The sequence below is a fragment of the Rhodococcus sp. JVH1 genome (assembly GCF_000280725.2).
Lineage (GTDB): Bacteria > Actinomycetota > Actinomycetes > Mycobacteriales > Mycobacteriaceae > Rhodococcus_F > Rhodococcus_F jostii_A.
On sequence record NZ_CP166290.1, the window covers coordinates 579,472 to 595,744 of the forward strand.

A 16,273-nucleotide genomic window follows, 5' to 3' on the forward strand; every position below is an offset into this window, starting at 1 on the left:
TCGTACGCTAGTGATCGCCGTCACAAGTGTCAAGATATCCCGCGATATCTGGATTCTATTCGCAGTTCCGACCCACACCGGCGCTTCGTACACGAATCCGGCAGAGAGGACTTTCCATCAGTATCTGACGGTCTGTACTCATTCCTGGTTGTACGGAAATACGGCATACGCGTCCTCGATGCCACGGTGCCGGGCGCGGACGGATTCGAGCGTCTCGGGATGACTGACGATGTATCGCTCGCCCCGCTTGATCGCCGCCACGACCAGGCGACCGACGACGTCCGCGCCCATTGCTGCAACCGGTACCCGTGTCGATGCACCCGAACCGCCCGCGCCGCGGGGAACCGCGCCCGGACGGTTCCGCTCACTTGCCGCGATATTGGACCGCACCATTGAGGGAAGCAGTACCCCCACACCGACGTGCGAGCCTCTCGCGTCGAGTTCCATACCCACGGTCTCCGTCAACGCGACGACGCCGAATTTCGACACGGCATAGGCGCCGAGGCCAGCTGCGGTGCGCAGACCGGCGATGGACGCGGTGTTGACGATGTATCCGCGCTGCGAGGTCTGTTCGATCACGGGTAGAAACGACTTCATCCCGTGGATCACGCCCCACAGGTTGACGTCCAGCACCCAACGGAAGTCGTCCAGCGTCAACTCGTCGAACGGTGCTACGCGCGCGATTCCGGCGTTGTTGACAGCAATATCGATGCGCCCGTGCCAACGAACCACCTCGTCTGCCACTCGCTGAACGTCGTCGGCACTACTCACGTCAGCGAGCACGGTGTCGACGCCGAGAGCGGCGCCTGCTCGCGCCAGGGCGGCGGCCTCGACATCGGCCATCACCACCGTCGAACCCTCGGCGATCAACTCTTCGGCGATCGCGAAGCCGATACCCGAAGCCCCTCCGGTGACGATGGAGATGGTTCCGTCGAGACAAGGGATGCCAGTCGACATGTCTGAGCCTTCCTGGAGTTCGGCCGCGACCGTCGCTGCATTGTCAATGCGCTGGAGCAACGACACGTTCGGCCGGTGAATGGAGGACACCGGATGGGAGCTCACACGTCACCACCGGGTGTCGTCCCAACCTCTGCGATCAGGCGCCACTTGTCAACCGGCCGAACGTCTGTCTATCCGTCTCGGTTGTTCGCATTCAGCCCGCCGAGGACGAACCGCCCGATCCATTCGATCTCGTCGGGAGAGGGCGCGGTTGATTTCCAGAGATGCCGGCGCATCGCCCCGAGCACCAGGTCGGAGATGCAGGCACCGTCGAGGACCGGGTCGGATCCGAGTGCCTGCAACGGGGCAGCGAGCAGACTTGTCACCGGCTTCAGCAGTTCGTCCTGACCCCCGTCCTCCTGAGTCGACGAGCCGGCCTTCTCGAGGTGCTCGAGCACCGAACGGCTGGTCTGCGCAGCGTCGCTGTGACTGACTTGCCGTAGGACTCCGCGCGTCCACACGAGAATCTGCTCGCGCGGTTCGTCGACACCGGCCATGCGTGCGGTGATGTAGTCGGCCACCCGATGGACACCCTTCTCGAGGACGGCGAGAATCAGATCGTCCTTGCTCGGAAAGGATCGATACAGAGTCTGATTCGAAATTCCCGCGGCTGCGACGATCGCCGACACGGAAGGCATTGCAGGCGCGGACTTCTCGATCAGCTCCAGCGTCACCTCGAGCAGACGCTCGATCTCGTCCTCGGCCGATTGGCGCTGACGTGCGGTTCGTCGGGCAGCCGCCTGCGCGGCGCGACTGACCCCTGCCCGTGACTGCGACTCTGATGTATCGTTCTGCATCTCGAGTAATCCGATTCTGTTTTGAGGAGACGTATGGCTTCCAGTATGGACGACACCCCTGTTCACACGAAGGGAGACCTTCCGTCGCCATTCGACTTGTTCAGCCTCGAGGGCAAGGTCGCGCTGGTCACCGGTGGTAGTCGCGGAATGGGCCGGGAAATGAGTGTGGCGTTCGCACGGGCAGGGGCGGACGTCGTCGTCGCGAGCCGAAATCTCGAGAAGTGCGAGGAAGTCGCGGACGAGATCAGGTCGACGACCGGGCGGGATGCCCTCGCCTACAGCTGCCACATGGGCCGCTGGGACGAGATCGAAGGCTTGGTCGAGGCCGCGTACGCGAAGTTCGGCAAGGTGGACGTGCTGGTGAACAACGCCGGGATGTCGCCCGTGTACGACAAGGTCACCGACGTCACCGAGAAGATGTACGACAGCGTCCTCAATCTCAACCTCAAGGGCCCCTTCCGACTGACCCAGCTGGTGGGAACCCGCATGAAGGAACGCGGCTCGGGCAGCGTCATCAACGTCAGCAGCACCGGATCGCTGCGGCCGATGGGCTCGATCATTCCCTACGCCGCTGCCAAGAACGGCCTCAACGCCATGACCGAGGGGTATGCCGAACTGCTCGGACCCGAGGTCCGGGTGAACACATTGATGCCCGGCCAGTATCTGACCGACATCGCCGCCGCCTGGGACATGCAGCACACGAACAGGATGGCCTCACGCCTGCATCTTGAGCGGATCGGAAATCCCGCCGAAATCGTCGGTGCTGCACTCTTCCTCGCCAGCGACGCGTCCAGCTACACGTCCGGAACCATCGTACGGTCCGACGGCGGCATTCCCTGATCCGCCGGACGCGCAGGTGCACCGAGGCGTTACGCCCCGGTGCTTCTGCGCATCACTCGAATCAGACTAGGCGATCGATCAGGATCTTCGCGAGAATCTCCGGTTCACTCACCATAACGTCGTGACAGGTGTCGATCTCGACGATCTCGTCGACTCCCCCGAGATTGTCGACGTGTTGCCGCTGCTGGTCCGGCGGCACCGCCTGATCCTGCAGTGTGAGCACCCAGGTCCGCGGAATCGACGGCGGCATGTCGCTGCGATCGACTTTCTGCGTGGCGAGGAGGTTGCTCTCCGGGCACATGCACCGCACGACGAAGTCCGTCTGCGCTTCGGTCATCCCGTTGCAGAACAGCGATTCCACCGTCTCACGGGGAAAGGGAGGCGACTCCGCCGGAGCGTCGACGCGCTCCCGGACGTCTTCCTGAAGTTCACCCATGAGGTCGTCGAGAATCGACATTCCGTTAGGCGGCGCCGCAGCGGCCACGAAGACCATCCGGCGGACACGCTCCTTTCCCAGCGCCGCTGCCACTCCGGGCATCGTGACGCCGCCCATCGAATGCGCAATCAGCACCACCGCGGACAATCCGGCCGCATCGATGTCAGCCACCACCGAGCGAACACACTCGGCGATACCGACCTCGGACAGGGCGGCAGGCTTCGACCCCCGGCCCGGTAGGTCCACGGCGAGTACCGTCACATCCGGCCGGAGCTCTCTCAGCGCCGTGACGGTGGGGTCCCAGCACTCGCTCGTGTGCTGCCCGCCGTGGATCAGTACCACCGCGTCGTTCACTGCTGTCATGTCCAGACCCTTCCCATCAACACGCGTTTGAGTAGCTTTCCGGCCGGAGTCCGCGGTAGCGACTCCTCGAAGGTCACCGATCTCGGGCACTTGAAGGACGCAAGTTCCTTCCGGCAGAATTCGAGGAGCTCACGCTCCAACTCCGCGTCGCCCGCAACGCCGCTGTCTAGTTGCACGAAGGCTTCGACCCGCTGGCCGTATTCCTCGTCCGGAACACCGATCACCGCGACATCGAACACCGCGGGATGCTCGACCAGCCGAGACTCGATCTCGGCGGGGTAGATGTTGACTCCCCCGGAAATGATGAGATCGGTGCGTCTGCCGTCGAGGTACAGGTAGCCGTCCTCGTCCAGGTAACCGAGATCGCCGAGCGTCGCGCGCCCGTCCGCGTCGAAGACACCCGCGGTCTTCTCCGGTGAGTGGTGGTAGCTGAAATCGGGGGCATGGTCGAACCAGATGGTTCCCCGCTCGTACGGGGCCACCGGCGCGTGGTCTTCACCGAGCACCGATATGGTTCCGGGTGCCGGCCGACCCACGGAACCGGGATGCGCGAGCCACTCGTCCGGCGTGATGAGGACCATGCCGATGTTCTCGCTGCCGCCGTAGAACTCGTAGAGCACCGGCCCCCACCATTCCATCATCGCGCGCTTCACAGGCACCGGGCAGGCGGCGCCGGCATGAATCGCCAACCGGATCGACGAGACGTCGTAGCGCCGCCGAACGTCCGCGGGCAAGCGCAGGAAGCGAACGAACATGGTGGGAACCATGCTGGTGTGCGTGACGCCGAATTCCTCGACGATCCGAAGACTCTCCTCGGCATCGAACTTCTCGGTCAGAACCAGCGTTCCGCCCCACCTGACCACGGACGTGCAGGTCTGCAACGGATACGCGTGATAGAGCGGGGCCGAGTTCAACCACACCGAGTCCTGGTCGAACCCCCATGTGTGCGGGAAGTTGGCCGTCAGCGGATCGCCCTGCTCGAACGACACGTCGGGCATCTCCCGCAGAATTCCCTTGGGTTTTCCGGTGGTCCCCGAGGAGTAGAACATGAAGGCGCCCTGGCGCACCGCCTTATCAGCACTGGGTCGTGTTGCAGGGGCAGGGTCGGATTCCACGCCGTCGTACAGACCCTCGTACCCGTCGCGGACTTCGCCGACGATCTGCACCGCCTCCACTGCGGGCGACGCACCCGCCGCCTCGGCCACCAGATCAGCAAACCGCTCGCTGGCGACGATCAGCCGGGCGTCCGAGTCGTAGATGACGTGAACGGCCTCTGCCCGCGTCAGGTGAACGTTCACCGCTACCAACCGGACGCCGCATCGCAGCGCCGCGATCGCGACGACGACATAGTCGGTGCGGTTCTCCATGACGACGGCCACGCGATCCCCGGGTGAGATTCCCTTCGAGATCCAGTCCCGTTCCAGCCAGCGCGATTTCGCAGCGAGTTCGCCGTAGGTCAGCGTCTCGCCGCCGGGCACGACCACCGCCGGGCGCGACGGGTCGCGGTCCGCCCACCAGTCGGGTGTGCACACAGGTTCTCGGACCGTCGACGGTTCCGCCATCGATGGGCCCCCTGTCACGCTGTCGCCGGAATGCCGATGGTCTTGCTCTCGAGGAACTCCTCGAAGCCTTCGACGCCGTGCTCCCGTCCCAGACCGCTGTGGCGATACCCACCGAACGGGACGTCGTCGGCGAGGAACGCGGCACCGTTCACGGAAATCGTGCCGGTCCGGACTCTCCTGGCCACGTCTGTCGCACGGGCGACATCGCCGCCGAACACCGAGCCGGACAGGCCGTACAACGAGTTGTTCGCGATATCGATCGCCTCGTCCTCGGTCTCGTAGGGAATGACGACGAGTACCGGACCGAAGATTTCCTCCTGGGCGATCCGCGCGTCGGGGGCAACATCCGCAATGAGCGTCGGATTCACGAAGAAGCCGCGATCGTGATTCTCCGCCCGGCCCCCTCCGAAGACGATCCGCCCCTCGATCCTGCCGAGTTCGATGTACCCGAGAACACGTTCGAGCTGAACCGCATTGATCACCGGACCGATGAATGTCGACGGGTCTTTCGGATCCCCGGGCACCATCGCGGACATGACCGCCTGGGCGACCTGCAGCCCTTCGTCGTAGCGAGAACGCGGAAGCAGCAGACGCGTGGTCAGTGCGCAGCCCTGACCGGCGTGCGAGCAGACCGAACCGGCGACCTGACCGATGGCTGCCTGCATGTCTGCATCTTCGAGAACGATTGCAGCGGACTTGCCGCCGAGCTCGAGAAGGGTGCGCTTCACCGTCGGTGCGCCGGCGGCAAGGATCTTGCGCCCCGTAGCCGTCGACCCGGTGAACGTGACGACGTCGACCCGCGGATCCGTGGTGAGTGCCTCACCGACGGCGTTGTCGGACGACGTAACGACGTTGAGCACTCCGGCGGGCATGTCGGTGTACTCGGCGGCGAGCTTTCCGATCATCGTCGCGGACCACGGGGTGTCGGGTGCGGGTTTGAGCACCACAGTGCACCCGGCTGCAAGTGCGGCGGACAGCTTGACCATGTTCAGGAAAAACGGATAGTTCCAGGCGGTGATCGCCGCGACCACTCCCGCCGCTTCCTTCCGGACCAGCGGCGCCGTCGAGGTGCCCAGCGCAACGCGGGTGGGGAACTGCTTCTCGTATTCGTAGGTGTCGGCGAGATCCGCCATCCACCGCAGCGATTCTATTCCGGGACCGATCTGCATCATGTCGTGCAGGGCCATGGGAGCGCCCGCCTCGGCCGTGACGACCTCGCCGAGATCCGCTCGGCGCTCGTCCATCGCGTCGGCGAGCTGCCGCAGCACCCGGCTTCGCAGGGACGAGTTCGTCGACCAGTCGGTCGTGTCGAATGCGCGGCGCGCGGCGCTCACGGCGCGATCGGCGTCCTCCGTCGATCCGTCCGCGGTGACGCCGAGAACGTCTTCCGTTGCGGGGTCTATGTTCTCGAACACTCGGCCGGAGAGCGCCTCGACCAACTCACCGCCGATCAGCATCCGCGGTTCGGCGAGCGACAATGTCGGCGCGCTCACCGGGGCGTTGACTGAAGATCCCATTGACGTACTTCTTTCGTGTGGGGCCGCGACGCCGTCGCAGCACGGTTGCCGATGGCGAAGTCGAGCGTGGTGATCAGAGTCCGAGAGCCAGTCCGGCGCCGGCATCCACCCGCACCTCCTGACCCGTGACGAAGCGGGATTCGTCCGACGCGAGGTAGACCACGAGGCTAGAGATGTCGGCAGGTTCCACCCACGGCGTCGGGATGGGGTGCATGCTCGCGAAACCGTCTTTGACGTCGTCGAGAGTGGGATTGTCGAGGTCGTCGCGGAACATCTTGTACATCGGGGGGCTCTGCAACATATCGGTGTTGCAATTGGAAGGATGAATCGTGTTGGCCCGGATGCCTCTGGCTGCCAGCAGATGTGCCACGGTGCGTACGTATTGCGGGATCATCCGTTTGGCCAGTCCGTACCCGGTTCCTCCCGGGCTGGTCAAACCGGCAGGCATGAGGGCCGCGAGCGAACCGGTGGCGATGATCGAGCCGCCGTCGCTCAGGTGTGGTAGGGCACCGTGGATCGAGTTCACGACGCCGAGGAAGTCGACGTCGAACGAGTCGACGAAACCCTGCATCGGGATGTCTTTGCCGAGCGGACAGATTCCGGCGTTCGCGACGACGATGTCGAGACCGCCCAGTTCCGCAACGGCTTGCGCCAGAGCCTTCTCCAGTCCGACGCGATCACGCACGTCCACCTTCGCCGACACGACGCGCCGACCTTCGGCTTCCACCAGCTTGACCGTGTGCGCAAGATCTTCCTCGGTCGACAGCGGGTACTCGTTCGTCTCGATGTCCTCACACAGATCGAAGGCGATGATGTCGGCGCCTTCCTGAGCAAGGTTCAAAGCATGGCTTCGTCCCTGCCCCCGCGCGGCTCCGGTCACAAAAGCGATCTTGCCTTCAACTCGGTTCACGACTCTCCTCGATCGACGTCTCGGGTGACGATGCTTGCCTCGACAGCGCCTGGTTGCGCGCGGATGCAGCAGCGATCAGACATCCTGCTCATCGGACGCAGCTCCCGCCGGTGCACCCAGCGCGCCCGTGCAGCCTCGATTCCGGAAGAAACGAACACCTAACTCCGAAGCGGGATCCGCATCTGACACAACGCACATTATTGTGACGTCGTTCACATGTCAATGGTGCGATTCGGAGCTTCACCAGGTCGAACTCGCCTATGTCGGCAACCCGAAACTCCTCGAGGCTGCAACGGCGATCCCGCCGCTCCGTCGATGCGGGACCCGGCGACAGGCCCGCGCGGATCCCGAACCGATCCCCGACCCGAGAGGGCGGTCTCCTCCAGGGCCGAATTGTTCTGACGATGCTGTCATCACCGGACGGTTGGGCTCACATCAAGGAAGCGTGGAACACATGGATCTTCTCGTTCGCGGCAAGGGCTATCTCGTCGTCGGTGGAACTGCCGGGATGGGGCTCGCGTCGGCCCGCGCCCTCGCCGGCGACGGCGCCTCGGTCGTTGTGGTGGGGCGTGACGCAGCGCGCGCGGAGCACGCGGCCGCCGAGATTCGCGAAGCCGGCGCCGCACGTGCGTACGGACTGTCGTTCGACGTCGGCGTCGCCGGCCAGGCCGAAGAGGCGGTGGCAGAGGCCGTCGAACTCCTCGGCCGCCTGGACGGGGTGGCGGTGACCACCGGCATCCTCGGGAAGGAGCCGATCGAATCACCCGAGGAGATGTGGATCGGGGCCCTCCGCGACGTCGTGCTGGGCACGACGCGGACGGTCGAGGCCGCACTACCCGATCTCACCTCCACCCGAGGCACGATCGCGACGACGGCGGCGTACTCGGTGCGCTCTCCCGAACTCGTGCGACTGCCGTAGCATCACTGAAAGGTTCCGTCGCGGTGTTCACCAAGGGGATCGCGAAGGCGTATGGCAGCAAGGGCATTCGCGCGAACTGCATCTGCCCGGGGGCCATCGAGACGGACGCGTTGCGGGCGATCCGTGCCCACGTGGCGCGGGAACGGGGATACCCGTACGAGGAAGCGCTGGAACGGGTGATGGTGGAGGAGTGGGGCCTCGAGGCGGCGCTGGGCAGGCCCGGACAGCCCGACGAGGTCGGCGAACTCGTTGCGTTCCTCCTGTCACCGCGAGCCGGCTATATGACCGGTGCCTTGGTGAACATCGACGGCGGCACGGACTTCTGAAGGGCCCGGCCGCCGCCGAACCCTACATCACTCCGCGAAATGGACGTGCCGGAGTTCGAACGGGCCACCTACGAACGGCGGGGTCATCTCGTCGAATCCCACTACTCCCGGCGTGTGCAGGTACTGGGTCGCCGGCGCGCAGATGAACACTTCCAGCGCTTGTTCGGACGCAACTCGGGACGCCTGTTCCAGCAGTGCGGTTCGGGTTGCGTCGCCAGGCTCGTGTGCCAGCGCTGACCGGATCGTCTGCGCGAACCCGTCGGGGAGCGGGCCCTGCTGGCTACGATCCAGGTAGCGGTCGCGAAGGGTGAAGCCCGGTTCGGGGTTTCCCGCCATGCTGTACTGCCAGCCATCGACCTCGCCCGATTCCCATCGCGGAAGCGCTTCACCGAAATCGGAGTTCTCGAAGTCCATCTTCACACCGACGGTCTGCAGCTGAGCCTGGATGCCGACGGACAGTTGAGCGTGCGCGCCGGTTGTCAACGCCTTGATCTCCAGGCCGTCTGCGTAACCGGCCTCGGCCAGCAGGGCACGCGCCTTGTCCGGGTCGTGGCGATATCCGAATCCGTCCTCGGACACATGTCCGTCGACTCCCTCCTGGAGCGGCTGCGACGTCGGAGCGCACTGTCCGTTCATCAGAGAATCGTTCAACGCGTCCCGGTCGATCGCATAGTTGAGCGCCTGACGGACGCGGGGATCGCGCAGCGGTCCGCGATCGGAGTTGAGATAGATGGTGTACCAGGATGTCCGCCCCGAGGTGGACAAGGTGAAGTCGCCCGAATCGGCCATGGCTGTCGCATCCCGGTACTGGCTCATCCGCGAGAGCGCGGCATCGATCTGACCGCTGCGAAGCGCATTCATTCGCGCGTTGTCATCCACGATCCCACGGATCTCGACCTTGGGAATCACGTATGTGTCCGGGTTCCAGTAGTCGTGCACCCTCGTGAACGTTGCCTTGTCCCCGACCGTCAGAGACGTCAGCTCGTACGGGCCCGATCCAGCGGGATGCATACTCAGGTCGTCATCAACTGCCTTCGGATTGACGATCGATCCCAGAGTCGTCGCCAGAATGAACGGCAGATCGGTCGACGGCTCGTCGAGCGCGAACTGCACTGTGTAATCACCTGGTGCACTGACGTCCTCGACCATCGTGAACTTGTCCTGAGCCGAAGACTGTGGCCGGTGCAGCGCTCGGTCCATGCTCGCGACGACCGCCTTCGCATCGAGTGGCGTGCCGTCGTCGAACTTCACGTCGCGCCGGAGAGAGAACGTCAGCGTCCGGCCGTCGGCAGAGTAGTCCCAGGACTCGGCCACGCTCGGCACCACCGTGGGTACACCGTCGACCGGTTCGATTGCGGTCAGCCGGTCGTACAGGAGGTCGATGTACGGGTGAGCCCCGGCCGCACTCGGGTTCATGTGCGGATCCATCGACGACGGGGGAATGAACCACGCCACCGTCAGTGAGTCGGTGTGGCCCGTAGTACCACCGGCGCCTCCACATGCGCCTGCGACGAGGGTGGCGACCGCGAGTGCCCCGATCTTGATCACACGAGACGAAGCCATGAACTTCTCCGATCAGATGCCGAGATCCGACGAGAACGGTCCCGGGGATCAACTGAATGGCGGAATTTTCACGCCGATCAGAAAGCTAGTGCTCCAGCTCACATCTGTCAAAGCCGCGGAGCGTCGGGCGTCACAGGCCCCCAATCGAATTCACTCGAAACAGACACAGGAAGGGAGCGTGGACATGCGCCTCCACGCTCCCCGCCTCCGTGATCAGACGATGCCGAGCTTGTCCTTCGCTGCTTCGAGCTTCGACGGAATGTGGTCGGTCGGCCAGAGCCCGTCGGTGGACCGGTGGTCCTCGAGCACCGCCCTCGCCACCTGACGCAGGTGAACCTCGGTCGGACCGTCCACGAGGCCCATTACCGGCGCCGTGACCCACATCTTGGCCAACGGAGTGTCTTGGGTAACACCGAGGGCCCCGTGTACCTGGATCGAGCGCTGGACGATGTCGTGGAGCACCTTGGGTGTAAGGAACTTGATCGCGCTGATGTCCTTGCGGCACAGCGAGTAGTCCTTGGTCTTGTCGATCAACCACGCCGTGCGAAGAACGAACAGCCGGAACTGCTCCAGTTCCGCATACGATTCGGCGATGTAGTTCTGCACGGTCTCGCGTTCGGAGAGTGCCTTCCCGCGGGTGGTGCGGCTCAGTGCCCGCTCACACATCATGTCCAGTGCACGCTGTGCGAGTCCGACCGTGCGCATGGCGTGATGGACGCGACCACCGCCGAGACGGACCTGCGCCACCTCGAAGGCTCGTCCCTCGTCACCGAGCAGCGCGGTGTGGGGAACACGGACGTTGTCGTAGTGGATGTAGGCTTCCGAGCCCTCGTCCGCCGGTTCGTGGATCAGTGCAAGGTTACGCTCGATCGTCAGACCCGGAGAGTCGGTGGGAACGAGGAACATCGACATGCCTTTGTGTGGACCGGCATCCTTGTCGGTGTACGCCATGACGATGCAGAACGTCGCGTAGCGGGCGTTGGAGGAGAAGAACTTCCACCCGTTGATGATCCAGTCGTCACCGTCGCGGACGGCTGTCGTCTCGAAACCGGAGACGTCGGCGCCGCCCTGCGGTTCGGTCATCGAATAGCAGGAGAAGATCTCCCCCTCGAGCAACGGCTGGAGGTAGGTCGCCTTCTGCTGCTCGGTGCCGAAGTGGGCGATGATCTCGGCGTTCCCGGTGTCGGGAGCCTGGGTCCCGAAGATGACCGGAGCCCAGGCGGAGCGGCCGAGGATTTCGTTGAGCAGGGCGAGTTTCAGTTGTCCGTACCCCTGCCCGCCGAGAGCGGGTTCGAGATGGCATGCCCAGAGCTGCTGGTCGCGCACCTTCTGCTTGAGCGGATCCACGACTCGACGGTGCTCGTCGTCGAGTGGCTTGTAGTTGTCGTGCGGCCACACCAGATCGAGCGGTTCGACCTCCTCGCGCACGAACCGCGCGGTCCAGTCGAGTTTCTTCTGAAATTCAGGATCGGTTTCGAAATCCCAGGACATTCCCATTCCTCGATTCTTCGGTGCGACGTCGGTGCGCTAGCGGAGCGACGTCGTCTTCGACAGGTTTGCGGCGAACTGCATGAGCTCGTGCACGATCGGGCCGAAGCGGGCGACGCGGGCGTCTGCCTCCCCCTTCGCGTGCCGGGCCACACTCGCCTCCAAGACGATGGCCAGCTTGAACCGGGCGAGAATGACGTAGTAATCCACGTCGGTGACGTCGCGTCCACTGACCGTCGCATAGTGCTCGAGCATGTCTTCCCGGGACGGCATCCCGTCGTAGTTCAGATAGCGGGCATGCTGCATCGCATCCCCCTCGGGCGGCCACGCGACCAGCACCCAACCGAGATCGAGCAGCGGGTCGCCAATTGTCGCCATTTCCCAGTCGATGATCGCCGCGAGCTCGGCCGGCGCACCGTGTCGATACATGACGTTCGCGAACTGGTAGTCACCGTGCATGATTCCGGGCTCGAAGGTCCGGGGCTGGTGGTTCCGGAGCCACGTTGCGGTCTCGTCCAGTCCTGGAATGTCGCGGAACTTGAACCCGGCCAAATGCGACAGCCAGCGATCCACCTGCCGGTCGAGGAAGCCGTCCGGCTTACCGAAGCCTTCGAGGCCCTGCGCTTTCCAGTCGACGCGCGCCATCTTCGCGGCGCCGTCGACCAGTTGGATCGCGAGTCCCGATCGGGCCTGTAGATCGGTGTCGAACGGCGCCGCCCAGCCGCCGCCCATGGGGCTCCAGCCGTCCACCAGATCCATCAGGTAGAAGGGCGACCCGATGACAGACACGTCATCGGTCGCGCCGCGCAGCCTGGCGTGCGGTACGTCGGTGTCTGCGAGGGCCCTGAGAAGCTGCGCCTCACGCATGAGGACTTTGGCTCTGCCTTCGACTCCGTAGCCGGGTGGACGTCGAAGCGCCATCTTCTCGCCCCCGCGAAGGATCTCGAAGAGCTCGTTCTGCGATCCACCGGCCAGACTCCGCGCCTGCACCGGTTCGCCGGCTCCGGGAATCCCTTGGCCGTCCATCCATTTGCCGAGCCCTTCGACGTCGAGCGAGAGGGCGGGCTTGTCGTCGAGCCGGTCCGCGACCGAGGTGCTGTCACTGTGATCTGCCATACTTGGAACATAATGACTGATTTAGCAGAATGCAATTACTCTGTGGGCATCTCCGGCATACTCCCTGCTGGAGACCCGCGAATCCGCGAGAGGACACCGATGACCCCTACCGAAACTCCCACCGTGATGTCGGCAGCCCGCATCCACAGGCTGGGAGATCCCGACGCGATAGGCATCGATTCCGTCGCCGTTCCGGCACCGGGACGGGGAGAAATCCTGGTTGCGGTGCGCGCGGCGGCCGTGAATTTTCCCGACACCCTGATGATCGCGGGAAAATACCAGGTTCAGGTGCCACTCCCCTTCGTCCCCGGGCACGAGGCGGCCGGCGTGGTGCACGCCGTGGGGCCGGACGTCACCGCCCCGGTTCAAGGCGACCGGGTGGCGGTCCTCGCCCCGGGAGCATTCGCCGAGTACGTGGTCGCACCGGCCACCGCTGCTGTGCCGATCCCGGACACCGTCGGTTTCGACGAGGCCGCCGCTACCTGGGTGTGCCACCTGACCGCGTATCACGCGTTGCGGTCGACAGCCGAGATCGTCTCGGGCGAGAAGGTTCTCGTTCTCGGAGCCGGTGGTGGAGTCGGGCTCGCCGCCGTGGAACTCGCCACCATTCTCGGGGGCCGGGTCGTCGCTGCCGCATCGTCGGCAGACAAACTCGAGGCCGCTCGCAGCCGGGGCGCGGAATTCACAGTCGACTACTCCGCAACCGATCTGCGGACCGGAGTCCGAGAGGCGATCGGCTCGGGCTCGATCGACATCGTCATCGACCCGGTGGGCGGCACGCTGTCCGAACAGGCACTGCGGGAGATGCGCTGGGGCGGGCGGTTCGTCACCCTGGGTTACGCCAGCGGACACATTCCCCAGATCCCGCTGAACCTGGTGCTGCTCAGGGGCGTCGACGTTCGCGGCCTCGAAATTCGCACGTTCGCCTCCCACGACCCCAGCCGCGCAGAACGAGACCGCGCAGAGTTCACGAACTTGTGGGCGTCGGGCCGGATCCGGCCCCTCATCGGCGCCCGGTATCCCCTCACCCAGGTGAACGCAGCTCTGCACACCGTCGCTGCGGGGCGGTCTCTCGGCAAGACGGTAATAGAAATGGCCTCCTCACCCCACGCCGCGGAGTGCTGATGGAGATCCAGCAACTCCGATGCCTCGTCGCGGTCGCGGAACACGGTTCGTTCACCAAGGCGGCCGCAGCCATACATCTCACGCAGCCGTCGCTCTCGCATGCTATCGCGAAGCTCGAATCCGAACTTCGGATGCAGCTCTTCCACCGATCCTCCCGCGGTGCGACATTCACATCCGCCGGTCACTCGATCCTGGGGCCCGCGCGGCGGGTACTTTCGGCGCTGGACGACATCGACGCCACCGTGTCGTCACTGCGCGGCATGACAGAGGGAACGGTGCGGGTGGTGACCACCCGCTCCTTCACTACCTCCATCGCAGAAGTGGTGTCGGAATTCTGCCGCCAGTTCCCGCAGATGAAGGTCACGATGGGTGCGCCGAGAACGGAATCGGAGGTTCATACACTCGTGGCATCGGGTGACTGCGACATCGCCTTCGCGCGAGTGGACCGCACGCCCCCGGAGCTCTCTGCCGACGTACTCGACGTGGAGTCGCTCGCGGTCATCGTTCCGCGGCGCCACGATCCCCACCCGGACGCCTCCGACATCACCTGGCCCCAGGCCGCCGAACTTCCGCTGATAGTGCCGCCGATCGGCAATCAGGCGCGTCTCGCGCTCGATCGCGTGTTCGCTGCGCACGATGCCCGAATGACGGTCGCGGTGGAGAATGAGGACTACGAGTCGACCCTGGAGATGGTGCGCGCCGGTGTCGGTGCCTGTCTCGGCACCCAGGGGGTGTCCCGGCTGCCGGACGGAGCGCGGATGAAGACCATCGTTCCCGTGAGCGAAACCAAGATCGGCCTTCTCTGCCGGCCGGGAACGCTCGCCCCCGCAGTATCGGCGTTCAGAACGATTGCACTGCAGTCTTTTCCCGGTCGGAACCAGATACGGACACCGATGGCGGTGAACAGCTGAGCTCCCCCGCGGTCAAGCGGGGGAGCTCGATGACATCACGGTGTCACGCTGTCGCGGCCCTGGGAAAGTTGTACAACTTCCGGGCGTTCAGTTCGACGATCTTGTGCGCTTCGTCATCGGGAACATCCTGGAGCAGTTTCGTGGTGTACTGCCGGCTGTTGGGCCAGTTCGAATCCGAATGCGGGTAGTCGCACTCCCAGGTGATGTTGTCGATACCGATCTGGTGGCGCCGGGCGACACCCTCGAAGTCGTCGATGAAGCAGCCGTACATGTGCTCGCGGAACAGATCCGACGGACGCACTTCCTTGTTCACGTTCTGGTACCAGCGGTGCTTCTCCCACGTCAGATCGATCCGCTCGAGCAGGTACGGCATCCACCCGATACCACCCTCCGACAGCGCTACCTTCAGATTAGGGAACTTGTAGAACACCGGCGAGAACAACAGATCCGCGGTCGCGTCCATCGAGTTGGTACCGAAGAGCGCGATCATCACCGCCATCGGCGCCTCCGGAGAGGTGATCGGCGCCTTACCCGAGGAGCCGAAATGCATGCACAGCGGCATCTTCGTCTCCTCCGCGGCGCGGAAGACCGGATCCCAGAAATCGGTGTAGAACGACGGCAACCCGAGCCCGACGGTGTTCTCGGGGAACGTGATCGCCTTCGCCCCCTTCGCCGCGCACCGGTAGATCTCCTTCGCCGCCTCCTGCGGATCCCACAGCGGCAGAATGATCAGAGGAATGAAACGATCGGGATTGGACGCCGCCCATTCATCGAGGTGAAAGTCGTTCCACGCCTTCACTGACAGCAGAGCCAACTCTCGGTCCTTCCCTTCCAGAAACACGGTGCCGGCGAAGCGTGGGAAGGACGGGAAGCACAACGCGGCCTGCACGCCGTCGATGTCCATGTCCGCCACCCGCGCCTTCGGGTCGTAACACCCCGGCAGCATGTCCGAGTAGCGCGTGGGATCCATCCCGTATTCCTGCGGCTTCTTGCCCGCCACCGCATTCAATCCGATGTTCGGATAGATCCGACCCTCGTACGACCACACCTCCGCGAGCTTCTTCTTCTTGGGCGCGGTGTCTCCCTGGCGGGCCGTGTCGAGCAGCAGCGCGGACAACCCCTCGTCGCCGTGGCTCTGGCTCATGTCCATCTCGACGATCCGCGGGCCCTGCTCGTGGAACTTCTTGGGCAACCGATCGGTCCACACGGTGGGCGGCTCGATCAGATGGTCGTCCACCGAGATCAAATGCATATGGTCCTGAAGCGGCACTTCGACTCCCTAAGTGAATGGGATGACGGGTCCTGGTCGTGACGTCATCCGGATTGTCAGTGATCTATCTGACACCATGTCATCGTAGTGAGATGGGTCACCAGCGTCAATCTCTGCAGGCAATTCAGAGC

The 16,273-nt window shown here is 64.4% G+C and carries 15 protein-coding genes; 5 read left to right on the forward strand and 10 right to left on the reverse strand.

Translation table 11 applies throughout. From position 1 onward, the window contains the following. Window positions 1-138: 138 nt before the first annotated feature. Window positions 139-957, reverse strand: a complete 819-nt coding sequence (locus JVH1_RS40235) for an SDR family NAD(P)-dependent oxidoreductase (RefSeq protein WP_237735055.1) — start codon at window positions 955-957, stop codon at window positions 139-141. 173 nt (window positions 958-1,130) lie between these two features. Beyond that, a complete protein-coding gene (locus JVH1_RS40240; protein ID WP_009472436.1) occupies window positions 1,131-1,796 on the reverse strand; it encodes a TetR/AcrR family transcriptional regulator in 666 nt (221 codons plus the stop codon). 45 nt (window positions 1,797-1,841) lie between these two features. Here JVH1_RS40240 and JVH1_RS40245 point away from each other — a divergent pair, with 45 nt between their 5' ends. Next, a complete protein-coding gene (locus JVH1_RS40245) occupies window positions 1,842-2,636 on the forward strand; it encodes an SDR family NAD(P)-dependent oxidoreductase (protein WP_051033614.1) in 795 nt (264 codons plus the stop codon). Between the two features lie 61 nt (window positions 2,637-2,697). On the opposite strand, the gene JVH1_RS40250 is transcribed toward JVH1_RS40245, so the two are convergent. The 4 genes from JVH1_RS40250 to JVH1_RS40265 all read right to left on the reverse strand — a co-directional run bounded on the left by JVH1_RS40250 (window position 2,698) and on the right by JVH1_RS40265 (window position 7,424). After that, window positions 2,698-3,435, reverse strand: a complete 738-nt coding sequence (locus JVH1_RS40250) for an alpha/beta fold hydrolase (protein WP_043777170.1) — start codon at window positions 3,433-3,435, stop codon at window positions 2,698-2,700. Beyond that, window positions 3,432-4,997 carry an AMP-binding protein gene (locus JVH1_RS40255; protein WP_009472433.1) on the reverse strand — a complete coding sequence of 522 codons (1,566 nt, stop codon included), beginning with the start codon at window positions 4,995-4,997 and terminating at the stop codon, window positions 3,432-3,434. The genes JVH1_RS40250 and JVH1_RS40255 overlap by 4 nt, the downstream gene beginning before the upstream one ends. A gap of 14 nt (window positions 4,998-5,011) precedes the next feature. Next, entirely contained in the window at window positions 5,012-6,514 is a 1,503-nt protein-coding gene (locus tag JVH1_RS40260) for an aldehyde dehydrogenase family protein (protein WP_009472432.1), read from the reverse strand. Between the two features lie 73 nt (window positions 6,515-6,587). After that, complete coding sequence (locus tag JVH1_RS40265; protein ID WP_009472431.1) at window positions 6,588-7,424, reverse strand: mycofactocin-coupled SDR family oxidoreductase; 837 nt, start codon at window positions 7,422-7,424, stop codon at window positions 6,588-6,590. 454 nt (window positions 7,425-7,878) lie between these two features. Between JVH1_RS40265 and JVH1_RS40270 the strand changes: the two genes are divergently transcribed. Further along, entirely contained in the window at window positions 7,879-8,343 is a 465-nt protein-coding gene (locus tag JVH1_RS40270; RefSeq protein WP_009472429.1) for an SDR family NAD(P)-dependent oxidoreductase, read from the forward strand. A gap of 23 nt (window positions 8,344-8,366) precedes the next feature. Continuing rightward, a complete protein-coding gene (locus tag JVH1_RS40275; RefSeq protein ID WP_009472428.1) occupies window positions 8,367-8,669 on the forward strand; it encodes an SDR family oxidoreductase in 303 nt (100 codons plus the stop codon). Between the two features lie 27 nt (window positions 8,670-8,696). Here the strand turns inward: JVH1_RS40275 and JVH1_RS40280 are convergent, their stop codons facing one another. The 3 genes from JVH1_RS40280 to JVH1_RS40290 form a co-directional block, all read right to left on the reverse strand. Continuing rightward, window positions 8,697-10,232: an ABC transporter substrate-binding protein gene (locus tag JVH1_RS40280; protein WP_009472427.1), complete on the reverse strand. Its 1,536-nt coding sequence runs from the start codon at window positions 10,230-10,232 to the stop codon at window positions 8,697-8,699. Between the two features lie 213 nt (window positions 10,233-10,445). Continuing rightward, complete coding sequence (locus JVH1_RS40285; protein ID WP_009472426.1) at window positions 10,446-11,723, reverse strand: acyl-CoA dehydrogenase family protein; 1,278 nt, start codon at window positions 11,721-11,723, stop codon at window positions 10,446-10,448. Window positions 11,724-11,759: 36 nt separating this feature from the next. Further along, the gene (locus JVH1_RS40290; protein ID WP_009472425.1) at window positions 11,760-12,836 is read right to left on the reverse strand and encodes a phosphotransferase family protein; all 1,077 of its coding nucleotides are present in this window, start codon (window positions 12,834-12,836) and stop codon (window positions 11,760-11,762) included. 126 nt (window positions 12,837-12,962) lie between these two features. On the opposite strand from JVH1_RS40290, the gene JVH1_RS40295 reads away from it, so the two are divergent. Together JVH1_RS40295 and JVH1_RS40300 are read left to right on the forward strand one after the other, a co-directional pair. Then, complete coding sequence (locus JVH1_RS40295; protein WP_043777169.1) at window positions 12,963-13,961, forward strand: NADPH:quinone oxidoreductase family protein; 999 nt, start codon at window positions 12,963-12,965, stop codon at window positions 13,959-13,961. Then, the gene (locus JVH1_RS40300) at window positions 13,961-14,872 is read left to right on the forward strand and encodes a LysR family transcriptional regulator (protein ID WP_009472423.1); all 912 of its coding nucleotides are present in this window, start codon (window positions 13,961-13,963) and stop codon (window positions 14,870-14,872) included. Before JVH1_RS40295 ends, JVH1_RS40300 begins: the two co-directional genes overlap by 1 nt. A 43-nt stretch (window positions 14,873-14,915) precedes the next feature. Here JVH1_RS40300 and JVH1_RS40305 read toward each other — a convergent pair whose 3' ends face one another. Further along, a complete protein-coding gene (locus JVH1_RS40305) occupies window positions 14,916-16,142 on the reverse strand; it encodes an amidohydrolase family protein (protein ID WP_009472422.1) in 1,227 nt (408 codons plus the stop codon). Window positions 16,143-16,273: the final 131 nt, after the last annotated feature.